Annotated in this window: 11 protein-coding genes and 2 pseudogenes; 5 read left to right on the top strand and 8 right to left on the bottom strand. The window is 74.7% G+C overall.

The annotated features are described in order from the left end of the window. The first annotated feature begins 5 nt into the window (after nucleotides 1-5). Nucleotides 6-2912, top strand: coding sequence for a glycoside hydrolase family 48 protein (locus ACQP1S_RS21660; protein WP_432898492.1), 2907 nt, complete (start codon nucleotides 6-8; stop codon nucleotides 2910-2912). A 307-nt stretch (nucleotides 2913-3219) separates the two neighbouring features. Here ACQP1S_RS21660 and ACQP1S_RS21655 read toward each other — a convergent pair whose 3' ends face one another. Beyond that, complete coding sequence (locus ACQP1S_RS21655) at nucleotides 3220-3876, bottom strand: DUF3159 domain-containing protein (RefSeq protein WP_432898489.1); 657 nt, start codon at nucleotides 3874-3876, stop codon at nucleotides 3220-3222. A gap of 249 nt (nucleotides 3877-4125) precedes the next feature. Between ACQP1S_RS21655 and ACQP1S_RS21650 the strand changes: the two genes are divergently transcribed. Next, the gene (locus ACQP1S_RS21650) at nucleotides 4126-5013 is read left to right on the top strand and encodes a phosphatase PAP2 family protein (protein WP_432898486.1); all 888 of its coding nucleotides are present in this window, start codon (nucleotides 4126-4128) and stop codon (nucleotides 5011-5013) included. Between the two features lie 82 nt (nucleotides 5014-5095). On the opposite strand, the gene ACQP1S_RS21645 is transcribed toward ACQP1S_RS21650, so the two are convergent. Next, complete coding sequence (locus tag ACQP1S_RS21645) at nucleotides 5096-5548, bottom strand: YbhB/YbcL family Raf kinase inhibitor-like protein (protein WP_432898482.1); 453 nt, start codon at nucleotides 5546-5548, stop codon at nucleotides 5096-5098. Nucleotides 5549-5626: 78 nt separating this feature from the next. Here ACQP1S_RS21645 and ACQP1S_RS21640 point away from each other — a divergent pair, with 78 nt between their 5' ends. Continuing rightward, nucleotides 5627-6370 (top strand): maleylpyruvate isomerase N-terminal domain-containing protein, encoded by a 744-nt coding sequence (locus tag ACQP1S_RS21640; protein ID WP_432898479.1) that lies wholly within the window; start codon nucleotides 5627-5629, stop codon nucleotides 6368-6370. Nucleotides 6371-6452: 82 nt separating this feature from the next. On the opposite strand, the gene ACQP1S_RS21635 is transcribed toward ACQP1S_RS21640, so the two are convergent. Next, entirely contained in the window at nucleotides 6453-6722 is a 270-nt protein-coding gene (locus ACQP1S_RS21635) for a hypothetical protein (protein ID WP_432898476.1), read from the bottom strand. Nucleotides 6723-6773: 51 nt separating this feature from the next. Here ACQP1S_RS21635 and ACQP1S_RS21630 point away from each other — a divergent pair. Together ACQP1S_RS21630 and ACQP1S_RS21625 are read left to right on the top strand one after the other, a co-directional pair. After that, a pseudogene (locus ACQP1S_RS21630) lies at nucleotides 6774-7748 on the top strand (LLM class F420-dependent oxidoreductase); the annotation flags it as partial. Between the two features lie 97 nt (nucleotides 7749-7845). Further along, entirely contained in the window at nucleotides 7846-8652 is an 807-nt protein-coding gene (locus tag ACQP1S_RS21625; protein WP_432898473.1) for an SDR family oxidoreductase, read from the top strand. Nucleotides 8653-8785: 133 nt separating this feature from the next. On the opposite strand, the pseudogene ACQP1S_RS21620 reads toward ACQP1S_RS21625, so the two are convergent. The 5 genes and pseudogenes from ACQP1S_RS21620 to ACQP1S_RS21600 all read right to left on the bottom strand — a co-directional run bounded on the left by ACQP1S_RS21620 (nucleotide 8786) and on the right by ACQP1S_RS21600 (nucleotide 16617). Further along, nucleotides 8786-11112, bottom strand: a pseudogene (locus ACQP1S_RS21620) (transglutaminaseTgpA domain-containing protein). A 98-nt stretch (nucleotides 11113-11210) separates the two neighbouring features. Beyond that, complete coding sequence (locus tag ACQP1S_RS21615; protein WP_432898470.1) at nucleotides 11211-12359, bottom strand: DUF58 domain-containing protein; 1149 nt, start codon at nucleotides 12357-12359, stop codon at nucleotides 11211-11213. Nucleotides 12360-12370: 11 nt separating this feature from the next. Beyond that, nucleotides 12371-13369, bottom strand: coding sequence for an AAA family ATPase (locus tag ACQP1S_RS21610; RefSeq protein ID WP_357780916.1), 999 nt, complete (start codon nucleotides 13367-13369; stop codon nucleotides 12371-12373). A 35-nt stretch (nucleotides 13370-13404) separates the two neighbouring features. Further along, a complete protein-coding gene (locus ACQP1S_RS21605) occupies nucleotides 13405-16029 on the bottom strand; it encodes a fibronectin type III domain-containing protein (protein ID WP_432898466.1) in 2625 nt (874 codons plus the stop codon). Nucleotides 16030-16215: 186 nt separating this feature from the next. Continuing rightward, entirely contained in the window at nucleotides 16216-16617 is a 402-nt protein-coding gene (locus tag ACQP1S_RS21600; RefSeq protein WP_432898463.1) for a fibronectin type III domain-containing protein, read from the bottom strand. Nucleotides 16618-16877 lie beyond the last annotated feature (260 nt).

Genomic DNA, 16877 nt, shown 5'->3' with positions numbered 1-16877 from the left:
CGCACATGAGACTCATGGCAAGACGTCGCCGCACGGCGATGCTCGCCGCCACCGCACTCGCCATCGGCGGGGTGGGCCTGCCGGCCAGCGCGGCCCAGGCCGCGCCGGCCTGCGACGTGGTCTACGCCACCAACGACTGGGGCAGCGGCTTCACCGCGAACGTCACCATCAAGAACATGGGCGACGCGCTCAGCAGCTGGTCGCTCAAGTGGACCTTCCCGAACAGCAGCCAGCGGGTCACCCAGGGCTGGTCGGCGAAGTGGAGCCAGAGCGGCAGCGAGGTCACCGCCAACAGCGAGTCGTACAACGGCGGCCTCGGCACCGGGGCCTCCACGACCATCGGCTTCAACGGCTCCTACTCGGGCAGCAACCCGAAGCCGACGTCGTTCACCCTGAACGGCACCCCGTGCAACGGCACTCCGGCCAACCAGCCGCCGACGGTCTCCCTCGGCGTGCCCGCCGGCCCGTTCACCGCGCCGGCCGACGTGCCGCTGACCGCCACCGCGAGCGACCCGGACGGGACGATCAGCAAGGTCGAGTTCTACCGCAACGGCCTGCTGGTCAACACGGACACCTCCGCGCCGTACGGCTACACGCTGACCTCGCTGCCGGCCGGCAGCTACACGGTCCAGGCCAAGGCGTACGACAACGCCAACGGCATCGGCGTGGCCGAGAAGTCGTTCACCGTCGGCACCGCCACCGGTCCGATGCTGGTCGCCACGCCGTCCTCGGTGAGCGTCAACGAGGGTGGCAGCACCACCTTCAACCTCAAGCTGAGCGCCGCGCCCACGGGCAACGTGCCGGTCACCCTCACCCGCACCGGTGACACCGACATCACGGTCTCGCCGGCCACCGTCACGCTGACCCCGAGCAACTGGAACACCGGGGCCACCGTCACGGTCGCCGCGGCGGAGGACACCGACACCGCCGGTGGCGCCGCCACCATCACCGCGGCCGGCACCGGTGTCGCCTCGCTGGCGGTCGCCGCCACCGAGATCGACAACGACACCCCCGGTGGGGACAACGCCTACGTCGCGAAGTTCCTGGAGCAGTACGGCAAGATCAAGAACTCGGGCTACTTCAGCCCCGAGGGTGTGCCGTACCACTCGATCGAGACGCTGATCGTCGAGGCGCCCGACCACGGCCACGAGACCACCTCCGAGGCGTTCAGCTACTGGCTGTGGCTGGAGGCCTACTACGGCCGGGTGACCCAGAACTGGGCCCCGTTCAACAACGCCTGGACGGTGATGGAGAAGTACATCATCCCGTCGCACGCCGACCAGCCCACCGCGGGCGTCGCCGGCACCCCGCAGTACGCCGCGGAGTACAACCTGCCCAGCCAGTACCCGTCGGCGCTGAACGCCAGCGTCCCGGTCGGCCAGGACCCGCTGCGCTCGGAACTGCAGTCCACCTACGGCACCGGCGACATCTACGGCATGCACTGGCTGATGGACGTCGACAACACCTACGGCTTCGGCCGCTGCGGTGACGGCACCACCAAGCCGGCGTACATCAACACCTTCCAGCGCGGCACCCAGGAGTCGGTCTGGGAGACCATCCCGCAGCCGTCCTGCGACACCTTCAAGCACGGCGGTCAGTACGGCTACCTCGACCTGTTCGTCAAGGACTCCGGCGCCCCCGCCAAGCAGTGGAAGTACACCAACGCCCCGGACGCCGACGCCCGCGCCATCCAGGCCGCGTACTGGGCGCAGACCTGGGCCAAGGCGCAGGGCAAGCAGGCCGACGTCGCGGCCACCGTGGCCAAGGCCGCCAAGATGGGCGACTACCTGCGGTACGCGATGTACGACAAGTACTTCAAGAAGATCGGCAACTGTGTCGGGGCCAGCACCTGCCCCGCCGGCACCGGCAAGGACTCGGCGCACTACCTGCTGTCCTGGTACTACGCCTGGGGCGGCGCGTACGACGCCAGCGCGGGCTGGTCCTGGCGGATCGGTTCCAGCCACAACCACTTCGGCTACCAGAACCCGTTCGCGGCCTGGGCGATGACGAACGTGAACGAGCTGAAGCCGAAGTCCCCGACCGCGGTCGCGGACTGGCAGAAGAGCCTCGACCGGCAGCTGGAGTTCTACACCTGGCTCCAGTCCGCCGAGGGCGGCATCGCCGGTGGCGCCACCAACAGCTGGGACGGTAGCTACGCCCAGCCGCCGTCGGGCACCGCCACCTTCTACGGCATGTTCTACGACGTCGACCCGGTCTACAACGACCCGCCGTCGAACCAGTGGTTCGGCATGCAGGTCTGGTCGATGCAGCGCATCGCCGAGCTCTACCTGGAGACCGGCAACACCAAGGCCAAGGCGCTGCTCGACAAGTGGGTGCCGTGGGCGATCGCCAACACCAAGCTGGGCACCAACTGGTCGGTCCCGTCCGAGCTGAAGTGGACGGGCCAGCCCGCCAACTGGAACCCGAGCAGCCCGGCGGCCAACACCGGCCTGCACGTCGAGGTCATGTCCACGGGCCAGGACGTCGGCGTCACCGGCTCCCTCGCCCGGACCCTGATCGCGTACGCGGCGAAGTCCGGCAACACCCAGGCGAAGACCACCGCCAAGGGCCTGCTGGACGCGCTCTCGACGGCCAGCGACAGCAAGGGTGTCTCGACGACGGAGACGCGCGGCGACTACAAGCGCTTCGACGACGTCTACAACGCCACCGACGGCCAGGGTCTCTACGTGCCGCCGGGCTGGACCGGGAAGATGCCCAACGGTGACACCATCGCCGCCGGCAAGAGCTTCCTGGACATCCGGTCGTTCTACAAGAACGACCCGGACTGGCCGAAGGTCGACGCGTACCTCAAGGGCGGCCCCGAGCCGACGTTCAACTACCACCGGTTCTGGGCCCAGTCCGACATCGCCATGGCGTACGCGGACTACGGGATGCTCTTCCCGAACGGCTGAGTTGACCCTGCCGGGTGGGTGGCGCGGCGCCGCCCACCCGGAGGCCGACCGGGCCCGGGGGAGCGGACGCCCGGTCGGCGGGCGGCCTGATTCCCACGGTCAGGCCGGGGGTGGGTCGACCGTCCGGCCGACGCAGCGGAACGGCCGGCCCACCCCACCATCCCCCTTTCCCGCCTCGGCGGGAAAGCCGTGAAAAAAGAGGGCGCGCGGGATAACGCGACGCCACCTGACGGAGTACCGTGTTGATCGGAGAGGCCGCTCCCCCCGTGGCGGCCTCTCCATTAACGTCTCCACCCCCGGCCACACCTCAGCCCTCCGGCCGCGCCTCAGCGGGTTCCACCGGGTGTCGCAGCCCCGGATGACCGGTCGGTAGCGACCGGCGGATCACCACCCAGCTCACCGTCAGCGCCGCCGCCACCAGCGGCCAGGTCAGCGCGACCCGGGCCACGGTCAACGCGAGCACCTGCCCGCCCAGCCACAGCGGCAGGAACACCGCCACCCGCACGACGTACGTCGCCGCCCACACCCAACTGCCCCGCCCGTACGCCCGCAGCAGCGCCGGGTCGCGCCGCCACCGCCAGCGCTGTCGCAACGCCGCGCCGACGACCACCCCGAGCAGCGGCCGGCGCACCACGATGCTGACCATCCAGACCAGCGCGCTGGCCAGGTTCGAGAAGACCTGCACCGCGAAGAAGTCGGCCGCCCGGCCGGTGCGCAGTGCCACCACCGCGGCCAGGCAGACCGCGAGCAGCCCGATCAGCACCGCCCGGGGACGGTCCCCGCGCCGCCACCGCCACAGCGCCACCGCCGTGCCGGCCAGCACGGCCACGGCGACCCCGCCGACGACCGACCGTCCGGTGGCCAGCCAGCCGATGGTGAACGCCACCGGCGGCAGGGTCGCGTCGACCGCGCCGCCCCGGCCACCGAGCAGGCTGGCCAACGACTCCGCCTGACCCGTCGCCACCGCCGGTTCCCGCCCCGCCGGCTGCCCGACCGCCGACCCCGGTGCCGCCGACTGCGGGTCCCGCCCGTGTGGTGTCGGCGGCTGCGGTGCGGGCCCGTGCGGTGTTGGCGGGTCACCGGCCGGCGGCTGCCGGGTCGGTCGTCCGTGCTGCGGTGTGCCGGTCACCGTCACCTCCCGTGGTCCGGGTGTCAAGGTATCCGGGTCGAGCCGGTGGGCCCGCGCGCGACGTGCCGGGCATGCCGCTACGGTGTGCGGGTGCGAGCGACGGCAAGGGGTTGGACCGCGGTCTGGTTGGTCGTGCTGGCGTTGGCCCAGACGGCGGCCTTCCTGCTGGTGTGGCGGTTCGCCGTGCACACCGGCACCGGGCAGTGGCTCGACACTGTCGCGTTGACCGGCAACCGGATCGGCCAGGACCGCATCGACGGGCTGGTCAACCGGATCCTCAACGCCATGTCGGTGGTCTCCCTGCTGGCGGCCATGGTGGTGATCTTCTTCATCGCCCTGATCCGGGGCCGCAAGGCGCTCGCCATCTCGGCCACCCTGCTGATCGCCGGGGCGAACGTCACCACCCAGGTGCTCAAGTACGTTGTCGACCGGCCGGCGCTCGGCATCGATCCGCAACGCGACGCGGTCGGCAACAGCCTGCCCAGTGGACACACCACCATCGCCGCCTCGGTGGCGCTGGCGCTGATCCTGGTGCTCCCGGCCAAGGTGCGCGTCCTCGGGGCGTTCCTCGGGGTCGCGTACGCGGCCGTCGCCGGGGTCGCCACCCTCTCCGCCGGCTGGCACCGACCCAGCGACGCGATCGCCGCGTTCCTGGTCGTCGGGGTCTGGGCGGCGTTGGCCGGGCTGCTCCTGCTGATCTTCCAGCACGAGCAGGCGCAGGTCGCCCCGGACGACGCGCACAAGGTGGCCGCCAGCGTGCTCGGCGTCGGCGGCCTGCTCGCCGTCCTCGGCTGCGGACTGGCCCTGTCCGGGCTGCTCGACCAGCAGCAGGTGCCGGTGGACGAGCTGGCCCGCCGGCCCCTGTTCATCGGGTACGCCGGCAGCGCCGCCGGTATCGCCGGCACCATGGGGGTGGTGGCGGCGCTGGTGCTGCTCTCCGTGCACCGCCTGGTGCCCCGCTGGAAGGGCTGACGGCGGCCCTGCGCCACCGGACGGCGGTCCACGGGCTCGCCAGCGGGTCGACGTCCGGGTCCCGGCCGCCGTGGCGTCGCCGCTAACGCCGGTACGTCCCCACCATCGTCCCGCTGGCCAGTCCCCGGCCGGCGATCGCCGCGTGCACGTCGGCCGCCTGCGGTTCGTCGGCCAGGTCCGGGGGACGCTCCAGCGCGTACAGCCGGAAGAAGTACCGGTGCGTCTCCTCGCCCTGCGGCGGGTGCGGCCCGCCCCAACCGGTCGTGCCGAAGCCGTTGGGCCATTCCCGACCACCCTCGGGCAGCGCCCCCTCGGCCACCCCGTCCGAGGTGGGGGAGATGCCGGTGACCAGCCAGTGCAGGAACGGGCTGCGCCCGGCGTCCGGGTCCTCCACCAGCAGGAGCAACTCGGTCGCCGCCGACGGCACGTCGGACCACTGCAACGGCGGTGACACGTTGCCGCCGTCCCGGGCGAACCGCCCCGGCAGCAGGTCGTGATCGGTGAACGCGGTGCTGCGCAGCATCAACCCGGCCATCTGGCGACCGCCCCCTCTCATCGGCCCGCCGCGGGTACCCGGCCCCACCCCGGCGAAACCGGATGCCAGGCTGTGACCATGGACGCGGCGTACCCGGACGACCAGACAGCGGCGGTACGCGAGGCCTTCCGCGCCGAGTGCGCCCGGTTGGACGCGGTTCTCGCCACGCTGACCACGACGGACCTGGCGCGGCCCACCCCCTGCCCACCCTGGTTGGTACGGGATCTCCTCGCCCACGTCCGCACGGGTGCCGGACGCCTGGCGGACATGATCGACGCGGTCGCGCCGCCCCGCGCCGAGGTGGACGCCGCCGGCTACTTCGGCCCGGCGAAGTTCACCCCGCAGGTCGACGCGGCCCGGGTCGAGAGCGCCCGGCGGGCGGCCCGCGATCCCGCCGCCCCGACCGGGTCCGTCGAAGCGGTGGCTACTGCGGCGGCCTTCACCGTCGCCTGGCGGGCAACTGACGCGGCGGTGCAGGCACAGCCCGCCGACCGGGTCGTCCAGACCCGCCACGGTGACCCGATGACGGTGCACGAGTTCCTGGTGACCCGCGTGGTGGAGGTCGGTGTGCACGGGCTGGACCTGGCGGTGGCGCTGCACCGCGAGCCGTGGCTCACCCCCGCCGCGGCCCAGGTGATCGCCGACCTGTTCACCGGGGGACGACCGGTCCCGGAAGGGCTCGGCTGGGACCGCCTCACCCTGGTCCGCAAGACCACCGGCCGGGCCCCGCTCACTGCCGGGGAGCAGCAGACCATCGCGGCACACTCCTGGCCCCCCTTGTCCCTCGCCAGCCAGGGTGGCTCCCCCCGTCGAACGCCGTAACGACACGACTTTCAGCCCCACCAAAACGGCAACCCCCATTACCCTCGGGCAGCCCCGCCGCTGCTGCCGCTGCCCCCGGTGATCAAGAGGTTTGTGTCATGTTGATGATCGAACTTGACGTAAACCTCTTGATCACCGGGGACAGCAGGGGTGGGGTGGGGCCGGGTGGGGTGGGGCGGCGGGTTTCGTGGGTGAGCGCGAAGACGTGCATCAGGTCGAAGAAGAGTTCCAGGAAGGTCGCGCCCTGCGCCGGCCCGGTGCGCCGCAGCGGGGCGGCCTGGTCGCCCGCAGCTGCCGTCGGCCCCGCCCACCGGGGGTTAGCCGCAGCCCGGCCGGACCCGGGGACGGACAACGCGACGATCCACCCTTGTTCCGCGGGGGACGAGCGGGCACCATCGACCGGATGACGAACCGATGGGGCTTCACGGTGCCGCTGACCGGCGTCCCGCTCGCCGAGCACGCCGCCTGCTACGCGGCCCTCGAACGGGCCGGTTTCACCGACCTGTGGTCGTCCGAGGTCAACGGCACCGACGCGTTCACCCCGCTGGCGCTGGCCGCCGCCTGGCAGCCCGGGCTGCGGCTGGGCACCGCGATCACCCCCGCCTTCACCCGGGGGCCGGGCCTGCTGGCGATGAGCGCGGCGGCGCTGGCCGAGGCCGCCCCGGGCCGGTTCGCGCTGGGCATCGGCGCGTCCTCCCCGGTGGTGGTGGGGGACTGGAACGGCGTGCCCTACACCGAGCCGTTCCGGCGTACCCGCGACCTGTTGCGGTTCCTCCGGCCGGCCCTGCGGGGCCAGACGGTCGACGGGGCGTTCGACACCTTCCGGGTGCGCCGGTTCACCCTGGAGCGCCCGCCGGCCAGCCCACCCCCGCTGCTGCTCGCCGCGCTGCGTCCGGGGATGCTGCGGCTCGCCGCCGCCGAGGCCGACGGGGTGATCCTCAACTGGCTGGCCGCCGACGACGTCCCCCGGGTCCGCGCCGAGCTGACCGGTCGCGGCCCGGACTTCGACGTGGTCGCCCGGATCTTCGTCTGCCCCACCGAGGACGCCGACCACGCCCGCGCTCTCGGCCGCCGGCTGATCACCAGCTACCTCACCGTCCCCGCGTACGCGGAGTTCCACCGTTGGCTCGGGCGGGAGCCGGTGCTCGGCCCGGTCTGGGCGGCCTGGGCCGCCGGTGACCGGCGGGCCGCCGCCGCGGCCGTCCCGGACGAGCTGGTCGACGCGCTGATCCTGCACGGCGCCCCCGAACACTGCCGCGACCAGGTCCGCCGTTACGCCGACGCCGGGGTGGACGTGCCGGTGCTCGCCCTGCTGCCCACCCCGGAGTTGGCCGCCGGTGGGGCCGCCGCGCTGGGCGACGTGATCGCCCGGCTGGGACCGCCGCCGGCCCCGGACGGCCGGGCCGGTGCGCCGCCGGCCCCGGGGAGCGGGGCGGACGCGCGCCGCAGCGGGCAGCCGACGGGACGGCACTGAGATGAACCTGACCGACCGGGTGGTGGTGATCACCGGGGGCGCGGGCGGCATCGGGTCCGCGTTGGCCCGCCGCTTCGCCGCCGAGGGGGCTGCCGCCGTCGTCCTGGCCGACCTGGACGCCGAGGCGACCGCCGCGGTGGCGCAGACCGTCGGCCCGGTCGCCCGGGCGGTCGCCGTCGACGCCGCCGACGAGGGCCAGGTCCGCGACCTGGTGGCCGACACCGAGCGACGGTACGGCCGGATCGACCTGTTCTGCGCCAACGCGGGCGTGGCCACCGGCGTCGGCATCGAGGCCCCCGACGCCGACTGGGAGCGGGCCTGGCGGGTCAACGTGCTGGCCCACGTGTACGCCGCCCGCGCCGTGCTGCCCGGCATGCTGGCCCGCGGCGGTGGCCACCTGATGCACACCTGTTCGGCGGCGGGGGTGCTGACGGCGGTCGGCGACGCCCCGTACACCGCCACCAAACACGCGGCGGTCGGGTTGGCCGAGTGGTTGGCGATCACCTACCGGGACCAGGGCCTCCGGGTCAGCGCCCTGTGCCCGCAGGGGGTGGACACTCCGATGCTCGCCGACGGGCTGGCCACCGGCCACCTGGCCGCCCGGGTGATCGCCGCCTCCGGCCCGGTGCTCACCCCCGACCAGGTCGCCGACGCGGCGGTCGCCGGGCTGGCCGAGGAGCGTTTTCTCATCCTGCCCCATCCGGAGGTCGCCGGGTACGCGGTGCGCCGCGCCGAGGACCCGGACGGCTGGCAGGCCGGCCTGCGCAAACTCGTCCGCCGGCTGCGCGCCGCCACCCCGCCGCCGTAGTCGCCACCCGCCGCCGCTCTCGTGGTCGCCGCCACCCGCCGTCGTGGTCGACCCACCGGCCGCCGCCGTGCATGCCGCACGGCCCGGGGTGAGCCGCTCGCCTGTCACCGGGTCGCGGGACCGTGCCGGGTGGTCAGCGGGGCCAGCGCAGCGGACCGGGACGCACCGACCAGAGCAGCCGCCGCCAGCGCGGACGGGCCGCCCGCAGCGCCGTCGCGTACTCCTCGGCGATGCGCCGCGCCCGGTCGGCCTGGGCGTCGGTCAGCGTGCCCGGGGCGAAGGCCGCCTGGTTGAGCAGCCCGGCCAACTCCGCCAGCCCCAACTCCGCCAGCCCCACCGGGTCCCCGCCGCCGGAGTTCCCGCCACGGCCGGAGCTCCCGGCGGGACGGGGACCCCGGCGCGGCCGGCGTCCTCGGCGAGGGCCTGCCGGGCCCGGTCGGCGACCTCGGTGGCGGACAGCTCCCCGCCGACCGGCCGTCCCGACAGCCGCAGCGCGTCGGTGGTGTGCCGCCACGCGCCGCCGACCCGGGTGCCCGGGTCACCCCGGGTCAGCCGGTTCCGGGTCTGCGCCCGACGGCGCCAGGCCAGCACCCCCAGGGCCACCCCGGCCAGCAGCAAGCCGCCGGTGCCGGCCCCCACCAGCAGCGGCGTCCGCCCGCCGCGGTCCTCGACGTCCCGGCCCGGTGCGGCCACCGCCGGTGGGGTGGTCGGCGGGGTCAGGGTCGGTTCGGGCACCTCCGACGGCGGCGGGCTCTGCGGTGCCGGGCGGAAATCCTCCTCCACCGGGCGGGGCGTGCTGTCGGGGCGGGGTCGCGGGTCGAACGGCACCCACCCCACCCCCGAGAAGAGCACCTCCGGCCAGGCGTACGCGTCGGCGGCCCGGACCGGCCCGTCCCCCCGGGAGGTGAACCCCACCACCACCCGGGTGGGCAGCCCGGTCAACCGGCCCAGCACCGCGAAGGCGGCGGCGAACTGCTCCGAGGTGCCCCGCTGACCGCCGCCACCGCGCGGCCCGAACAGGAAGAACTCCAGATTCGGGTACGCGTGCCCGCTCGGCGCGTCCGCCACCAGCCGGTAGTGCTCGGCGAGAAACTGCTCCACGGCCGCCGCCCGCGCGTACGGGGCACCGTTCTCCTCGGCCAGTTGGGCGGCGAGCCGGCGCAACGGCTCCGGCGTCCCGTCGGCCACCCGCAGCACCCGGGCCACCTCCGCACCGGCCGGTACGTCGGCGGTGCCGAGCAGGTTCGCCTCCGGCTGTTCCCGCGCCGAGGTGACCGTGTACGTCAACCCCGGCACCAGCCCCTCCGGTCGGATCAGCGTCCCGCTCTCCGGGTCGTACGCCACCCGCGCGCCGTCGACCGACCGGGGGGTGGCCACCGCCGGGAGCAGTCGGCCGGTCAGCCCGGCCACGGTGATCTCCTGCCGGACGGTGTCCACCACCCCCGGCCCCGGGTCCGTGACGGGCAGGACCCGCCCGGCGGTGCGGTAGGTCGCGCCGACCCGCCAGGTGACCCCGTCGTAGTCGCTGAGCACCGCCAACCGGATCGTGGTGGGCCCACCGGCCGGGGCCCGGGTCGACACGTCCAGCAGTTTGCGCTGCGGGTCCAACGCCCACCCGGAGATCCGGATCAGCGGGTTCTCGTCCAGCGACTCCACCCGGGGCGGTGGCACGTAACGACGCGGGTCGACCGGCCGGTGGTCGACCCATCCGGCCAGCACCGGACCGAGCAGGGCGGCGAGCCCGACCACCACCGCCACCCCGGCGGCGGAGACCGCCGTGGCCCTGACCCGTACCGTGGCCCGGACGCCCGGTGGCAGGCCGACGGTCGGGTCCGCGCCGGGGGTACGCCCGCCGGCCAGGGCGACCGCGACCAGCCCGGCGAAGGCCACCGTCGGCCAGATCGCCGGTCCCGCGTTCGGGCCGACCACGTAGACGGCCCCGACATAGAGCGACGTGGCCGGCAGGAAGCCGAGCAGCACCCGCCCGGCCCGCAGCGCCACCTCGGCACCGGCCAGCCCGGCCAACCAGGCGGCGACCACCGGCACCAGCACCGTGTCCGGCGCCGGCTCGACCGGGATCATCGCGGTGAGCAGCCGGGGCACCGCGTTGCCGGCGGCGTCGGCGGTCACGTCGAGGAAACCACCCGGCAGATCGGCGTGGTCGGCGGCGAGCCGCACCGACCAGGCCGTCGCGCCGAGCATGGCGGCCACCGACAGCGGCGCTACCAGCCAGGAGGGCAACCGGCGGGCCGCCACGCTGACCAGCACCGCGCCCAGGGCCGCGCCGCACACCAGCCGGATCAGCAGGTCACCCGCGTACACCCGGTTGAGCACCACGCCGGCCAGCCCGACGGCGGCGACCAGCGCCGTCGGCACCACGGCGGCCCGGAGCAGCCGCCCGGCGACCCGGCCCGTCGCCCGCTCCCGCCCGCCGCCGACCGGCCTGCCGTCGCCGGTCACCGCGCGATCCGGTCCGTCGCCGACCGGTCCGTCGCCGGCTGTCTCCGGGCGGTCGGGGCGGCGCGGAGGGGTCGGCCCGTCGTGCGGGTCGGTCACCGTCACCATCGGCGGACCGCGTCCCACGCGGCGGCGAACGCCGCGCCGTCGACCGCGTCGAGCACCACCGGCCCGGCCGCCGTCGGCGTCGGTCCGGCCGCCCCCAGCACCCCCACCAGCACCGACGGGTACGCCCCGCGCAGCGCGCCCACCCGCCCCACGTCGTCGCGGCCACCGGGGCCGGTGAGGAAGACCAGCGTGTCGCCGGGCCGGTCCCCGCGCAGCCCGGTCAGCGTCGCGCCCAGCACCCCGCCGGGGTCGTCGCCGGTCAGGGTCACCGCGGCCAGCCGGTCCAGCGGCGGGTCGGTGGCCCGGTCGTCAGCCGGATCGACCAGCAGCAACACCACCGGCAGGTCCTGGCGGAACGCGGCCACCACCAGCGAGGCCGCCGCCTCGCACGCCGCCTCGAACGACGCGGCCACCCCGCCGACCCGGTCCGGGTGGGCGGTCGACCGGTTGTCCAACAGCACCACGATCCGGGGCAGCGAGGTGTCCACGTTCTCCCGCACCATCAGCTCACCCACCCGGGCGCTGGTCCGCCAGTGCACCCGGCGCAACTCGTCGCCCACCACGTACTCGCGCAACGAGTCGAAGGTGATCGACCCGTGCGGCACCCCGTCCACCCGGCCGTCCAGGCTGCGCCCCGCGCCGGTCGGCACCGCCACCAACGGGTGCACCCGGGGATGCACCCGGATCACCGTCGCCGGCCCGTATGCGCGGGTCGCCGCGCACAGGCCCAGCGGGTCGCGGCGGGTCACCCGCAACGGCCCCACCGGCAGCACCCCGCGTCGACGGGTCGGCACGTCGTACCCGAGGGTGGTGTCCCGGCCGGGGCGCAACCGCAGCAACGGCACCGGCACCGGGCGGCCCGCGCAGCGGTCCTCGGCCAGCAGGCTGGTCACCCGCAGCCGGCCGGTGTTGCGCACCGTCAGCGTCATCCGGGCCGGCTCGCCCACCGCCACCCGGTCCGGATCGGCCACCCGGTCCACCACCAGCCGGGGGCGGCGGGCTGCGCCCAGCACCGCCTGCCCGACCGCCACCGCGCCCGCCGCCCCCAACACGGTCAGCTCCGGATAGCCGAACCGCCACCCCGTGCCGAGCAACGCGGTCGCGGCGACGAGCAGCCCGGTGCCCCGGGTGGTGAACCCCATCCCGGCCCCGGTCAGCCGTGCGACGGGGTCGACTGGCCCGACGGCAGCGGCACCGGCACCGACGCCACCGCCTGACGCAGCACCTCGGCGGCGGTCACCCCGCGCACCTGCGCGTCGGCGGTGAGCAGCAGCCGGTGGGCGAAGACCGGCTCGACGAGCGCCTTCAGATCCTCCGGCATGATCCACCCCCGGCCGTCGATCAGCGCGTACGCGCAGGCCGCCCGGGTCAACGCGATCACCCCACGGGGGCTGACCCCCACCCGTACCTGCGGGTGCTGGCGGGTGGCCGTGGCCAGCCGGACGGCGTACCCGTAGAGGGGTTCGGCGATGTGCACCCGGCGGGCCATCCGGACCATCTCCCCGACGGTGGCCGTGTCGGTGACCGGTTGCAGCGAGTCGGGGGAGCGGACCGTCGCCCCGCGCAGCACCTCCACCTCGACCGCCTCGTCCGGGTAGCCCACCGACAGCTTCACCAGGAACCGGTCCAGCTGGGCCTCGGGCAGCCGGTAGGTGCCGTCCATCTCCACCGGGTTCTGGGTGGCCACCACCAGGAACGGCTGCGGCACCGGGTGCCGGACACCGTCCACCGTGACCGTCCGCTCCTCCATCACCTCCAGCAGCGCCGACTGGGTCTTGGGCGAGGCCCGGTTGATCTCGTCGGCGATGACGATGTTGGCGAACACCGGCCCCGGGTGGAACTCGAAACCCCGGGTGGCCTGGTTGAAGATCGTCACCCCGGAGACGTCCGAGGGCAGCAGGTCCGGGGTGAACTGGATGCGCCGCCACTGGCCCTGCACGGTCGCCGCCACCGCCCGGGCCAGGGTGGTCTTGCCCACCCCGGGCACGTCCTCCAGCAGCACGTGCCCCTGGGCGAACAGGGCGGTCAACGCCAACCGCACCACCTCCGGCTTGCCCAGCACGACCGCGTTGACGTTCTCCGCCAGCCGGGCGGCCAGGGCGGCGAAACCCTGGACCTCCGGCTGGCTGAGCGGTGCGGGGGTGTCGTTCACGACGGCGGGATGCTCCTCGGCTGCGGCGGCGCGGGTCAACAGGTGGGCAGCACGGCGATGTCGTCACCGCCGGCCAGGTTGAGCCAGGCCCAGGGGATGTAGTTGCGGCCCTGGTAGTCGACCCGGACCCACCAGGTGCTCTGCTTCTGGTTGTTGTAGATCCAGGAGTCGACGTTCTCGCCCTGCCGTCGACAGTACGTCCGCAGCCGGGTGCCCGGCCTCGCCCAGCCGACCTGTTCGTCGTCATCCTGCCGGGGCACCGAGAAGACCTCGTTGCCGTTGCGACCGTCCACGTCGGAGTTGCAGTAGGTGCGCTGGTCGCCGTCCGGCCCGTTGACGCAGGTCGCCACCCCGTACAGCGGGTCGGTGCCCTGCGCCCGGGTGGCCGTGCCCTGGCCGGCGGCGTTGCTGGCCGTCACGGTCACCGTGTACGCCGTGCCCGGGGACAGGCCGGTCACCCGCAGGCTGGCGCAGCTGCCCGTCGCGGTCTTCCCCCCGGTGGCGGCGGTGCAGGTCGGCTTCCCGCCACCGGCGTCCACGGTGAACGTCACCGTCACCGACGTCGCCTCCGCCGATGAACCGGTCACCGTCACCCGGGGCACCGCCACCGTCCGCGCGGTCACCGAGGCCTCCGGCCCCGGGCCGGCCTCGTTGACCGCCTTCACCCGGACCAGCACGTTCTGCCCGTCGTCCAGCCCGCTGACCGTCGTGGCGGTGTCGGTCACCTCGCTGGTCCGCCCGCCCACGTCGACCCGGTAGCGGCTCACCGGTCGGCCGTTCGCCGCCGCCGGTGACCACTGCACCGCGATCGTGCCCGGCCGGTCGGCCACCGTGACCGCCCGCAGGTCCACCGGCTGCCCCGGAGCGGCGAACGGCACCACCGTGGCACTGATCGGGGAGGCCGCCGAGGCGGCACCCCGGTCGTTGACCGAGGTCACCGTGAACGCGTACTGCGTGCCGTACGTCAACTCGCCGGCCGGCACCACCAGCTCCGTGCGGCGCGACTCGCCGACCGGGGCGTTCGCGCCGGCCGAGGTCGCGGTGACCACGTACCGGGCGATGCGGTTGCCCTGCCCGTCGGCGGCCGGCCACCGCACCAGCACGGTGCCGTCGGCGCGGGCCAGCGCGGTGACCTCGGTCGGCGGGTCGGGCACCGCCGAGGTCGGGGTCACCGGGTTGCTGCGCCGGGCCGGGCCGTCGCCCTTCGCGTTCACCGCGTGCACCGAGAACGTGTACGTCGCACCGTTGGTCAGCTCGGTGATCTCCACGGCCCGCTGGTTCGCCCCCACCTCGTGACGTTGACCGGCGCCCTCCACCACGTACCGCAGGACGGCCGTGCCGTTCGCGGCGGCCGGTTGCCAGGCGACCCGGGCCCGCGCGTCACCGGCGGTGGCGGTGACCTGCCGGGGCGCACCGGGCTTGCCCACCCGGGGCTTCGGCGGCGGAGGCGGCGGTGGCGGGTCCGGCGGGGGGTCCCCACCCAGCACGTCGTTGGCGTACTTGTCGACGGTGCGCACCCGGTGCGTGTCGTCGACCACCCGGGCGGTGGCCGACCCCGGGGCGTTGATGAACAGGTGGTTCTCCCGCACCTCCAGCTCCCACGGGCCGGCGGCCCGGCCGGGGCGGATGGTCTCCACCAACCGCCCGCCGCCGTCGAAGGCGTAGACCGTGCCGGTGACCCCGTCGGCGCAGTAGAACCGGCCGGCCCAGGCGACGGCCGGCCCGACCCGGTCACCGCTGCCCGGCACGACGAACCGGGTGACCACCCGGCCGTCACCGACCGCGAGCACCTGCCGGTCGCCGCCGATCGTCACCGGCACCACCGGGCCGCTGGTCCGCGCCGGCAACGCGCCACCCGCGGCGGCCCCGAGCACGGTACGCCGGGTCTGCCCGGCCCGGACCGTCACCAACGTGCCGGTGGTCCGATCCAGCACCGCCACCCCGTCGTCCAGCGTGGACAGCGTCAACTCGTGGTGCGGCTCGGCCACCGGATGGGTCTCCACCCGCTGCGGACCCCGACCATCGGCCGCCCCCGACACCGGCCCGGACGGCAGCGCGGCGGCGGTGACCGCCGAGACGGTGCCCTCCGTCGGCACCGCGATCCACAGCCGGCCCCGACCGTCGAACGCGCCGGCCGTGATGCCGGGCGGAAAGAGCACCGGATCACCCACCGGCACCAGCGAACGGGGGTCGAGCTGGCGTACCACCCCCCGCACCGCGTCCACCACGAACGCGGCATCGTCGTGCAGCACCACGTTGACCCCGAGGCCCGGCGTGGTGGGGGTGGTCGCGGTGATCTGGAGGGTGGCCAGGTCGAGCGCGCTGACCTGACCGGTCTCCAGGTCGCGCAGGATCAGCAGCCGGTCGGTCTGGGTGACCTGCACCGGATGCTGCCGGGCCCCGGGGACCTCCTTGCGGGTGTCCACCCGGGCGGTGATCCCGTTGACCCGGGCCAGCTCGCCCCGGGCGCTGCTCCACAACCAACTGCTGGCATCGAAGCTGGCCAACGCATCCTCGGCGGCGCCCCGGCCGAGCAGGGTGAGCCCCAACGCCGCCACCAACGCGGCCACCGTACCGACCGTGACCAGCCCACCGCGTAACCGGGAACGTCGACGGGACGTGCCGGCGTCGACGCTCGCGGCGTCGTCGATGCTGGCCACAGCGGGCTGCCCTCCGTCCGGTGGCCCGGGCGGCGTGCCGGGTGTCCGGCCGCCTCCCCTGAACCGTGGGACATCATATGGGCCACTCCGGGACGAGGAAACCCGTACCGTTCCACTGCGGACACCCAGCGTGCCCGGCCCGACGGGTGCTGCGCGGCGTCGCGCCGCAGGTGGGCGGGGCCCCGGTCAGCCGCTCGGCGACGGCCTGACCCGGTCGGTGCAGACCTGGCCGGAGGTGGCGAACGCGTCCGTCGAGTAGACCGCCAGCACGGTGAAGCAGTAGTCCACCTCGGCGTTCAGGCCGTTCACCGTGAAACTGGTCTGTCCGGGGTCGACGGTGGCCATCACCCCGAGCGCCCGCCCGGTCCGTCCACCCGCGACCATGAACGGCACCGACCCGTTGCTCGGATCGGACCAGGTGACCGTGATGGTGGCGGCGTCGTCGCGCAACTTCAGGTCACCGGGAGCGGGGCCCGCCGTCTGCCGGGGCGCGGTGTCGGTCGACCGGGTCGGCCCGTCCGCGTTCCGGTCCAGGGTCACCGCCCCGATCGTGCCTCCGGCGGCCAGCAGCACCACCACCCCCGCCACCACGGCCACCGTACGGCCCCGTCCGCGCGGCTTCGCGTCCCGCACCGGGTACGACGGCGTCAGCTCGGGATATCCGGTCCCCGGCGCCGACGGCGGTACGCCCACGTCTGCGGTGGGCCCCCCGTCCGGCCCCGGCAGCGACCCGGAACCCTGTCCTTCCGCTCCCGGTGCCGGCGCTGGTCCTGCTCCCGCTCCTGGTGCCGGCAGGACGGCGCGTGACGGGTCCGGTTGCGCTCCGCTCCGCGTCGGCGGGGCGTCGG

Origin of the sequence: Micromonospora matsumotoense (genome assembly GCF_050951065.1) — a bacterium.
In the GTDB taxonomy this organism is placed as follows: domain Bacteria; phylum Actinomycetota; class Actinomycetes; order Mycobacteriales; family Micromonosporaceae; genus Micromonospora; species Micromonospora matsumotoensis.
This window is presented reverse-complemented; position numbering and strand designations above follow the sequence as displayed.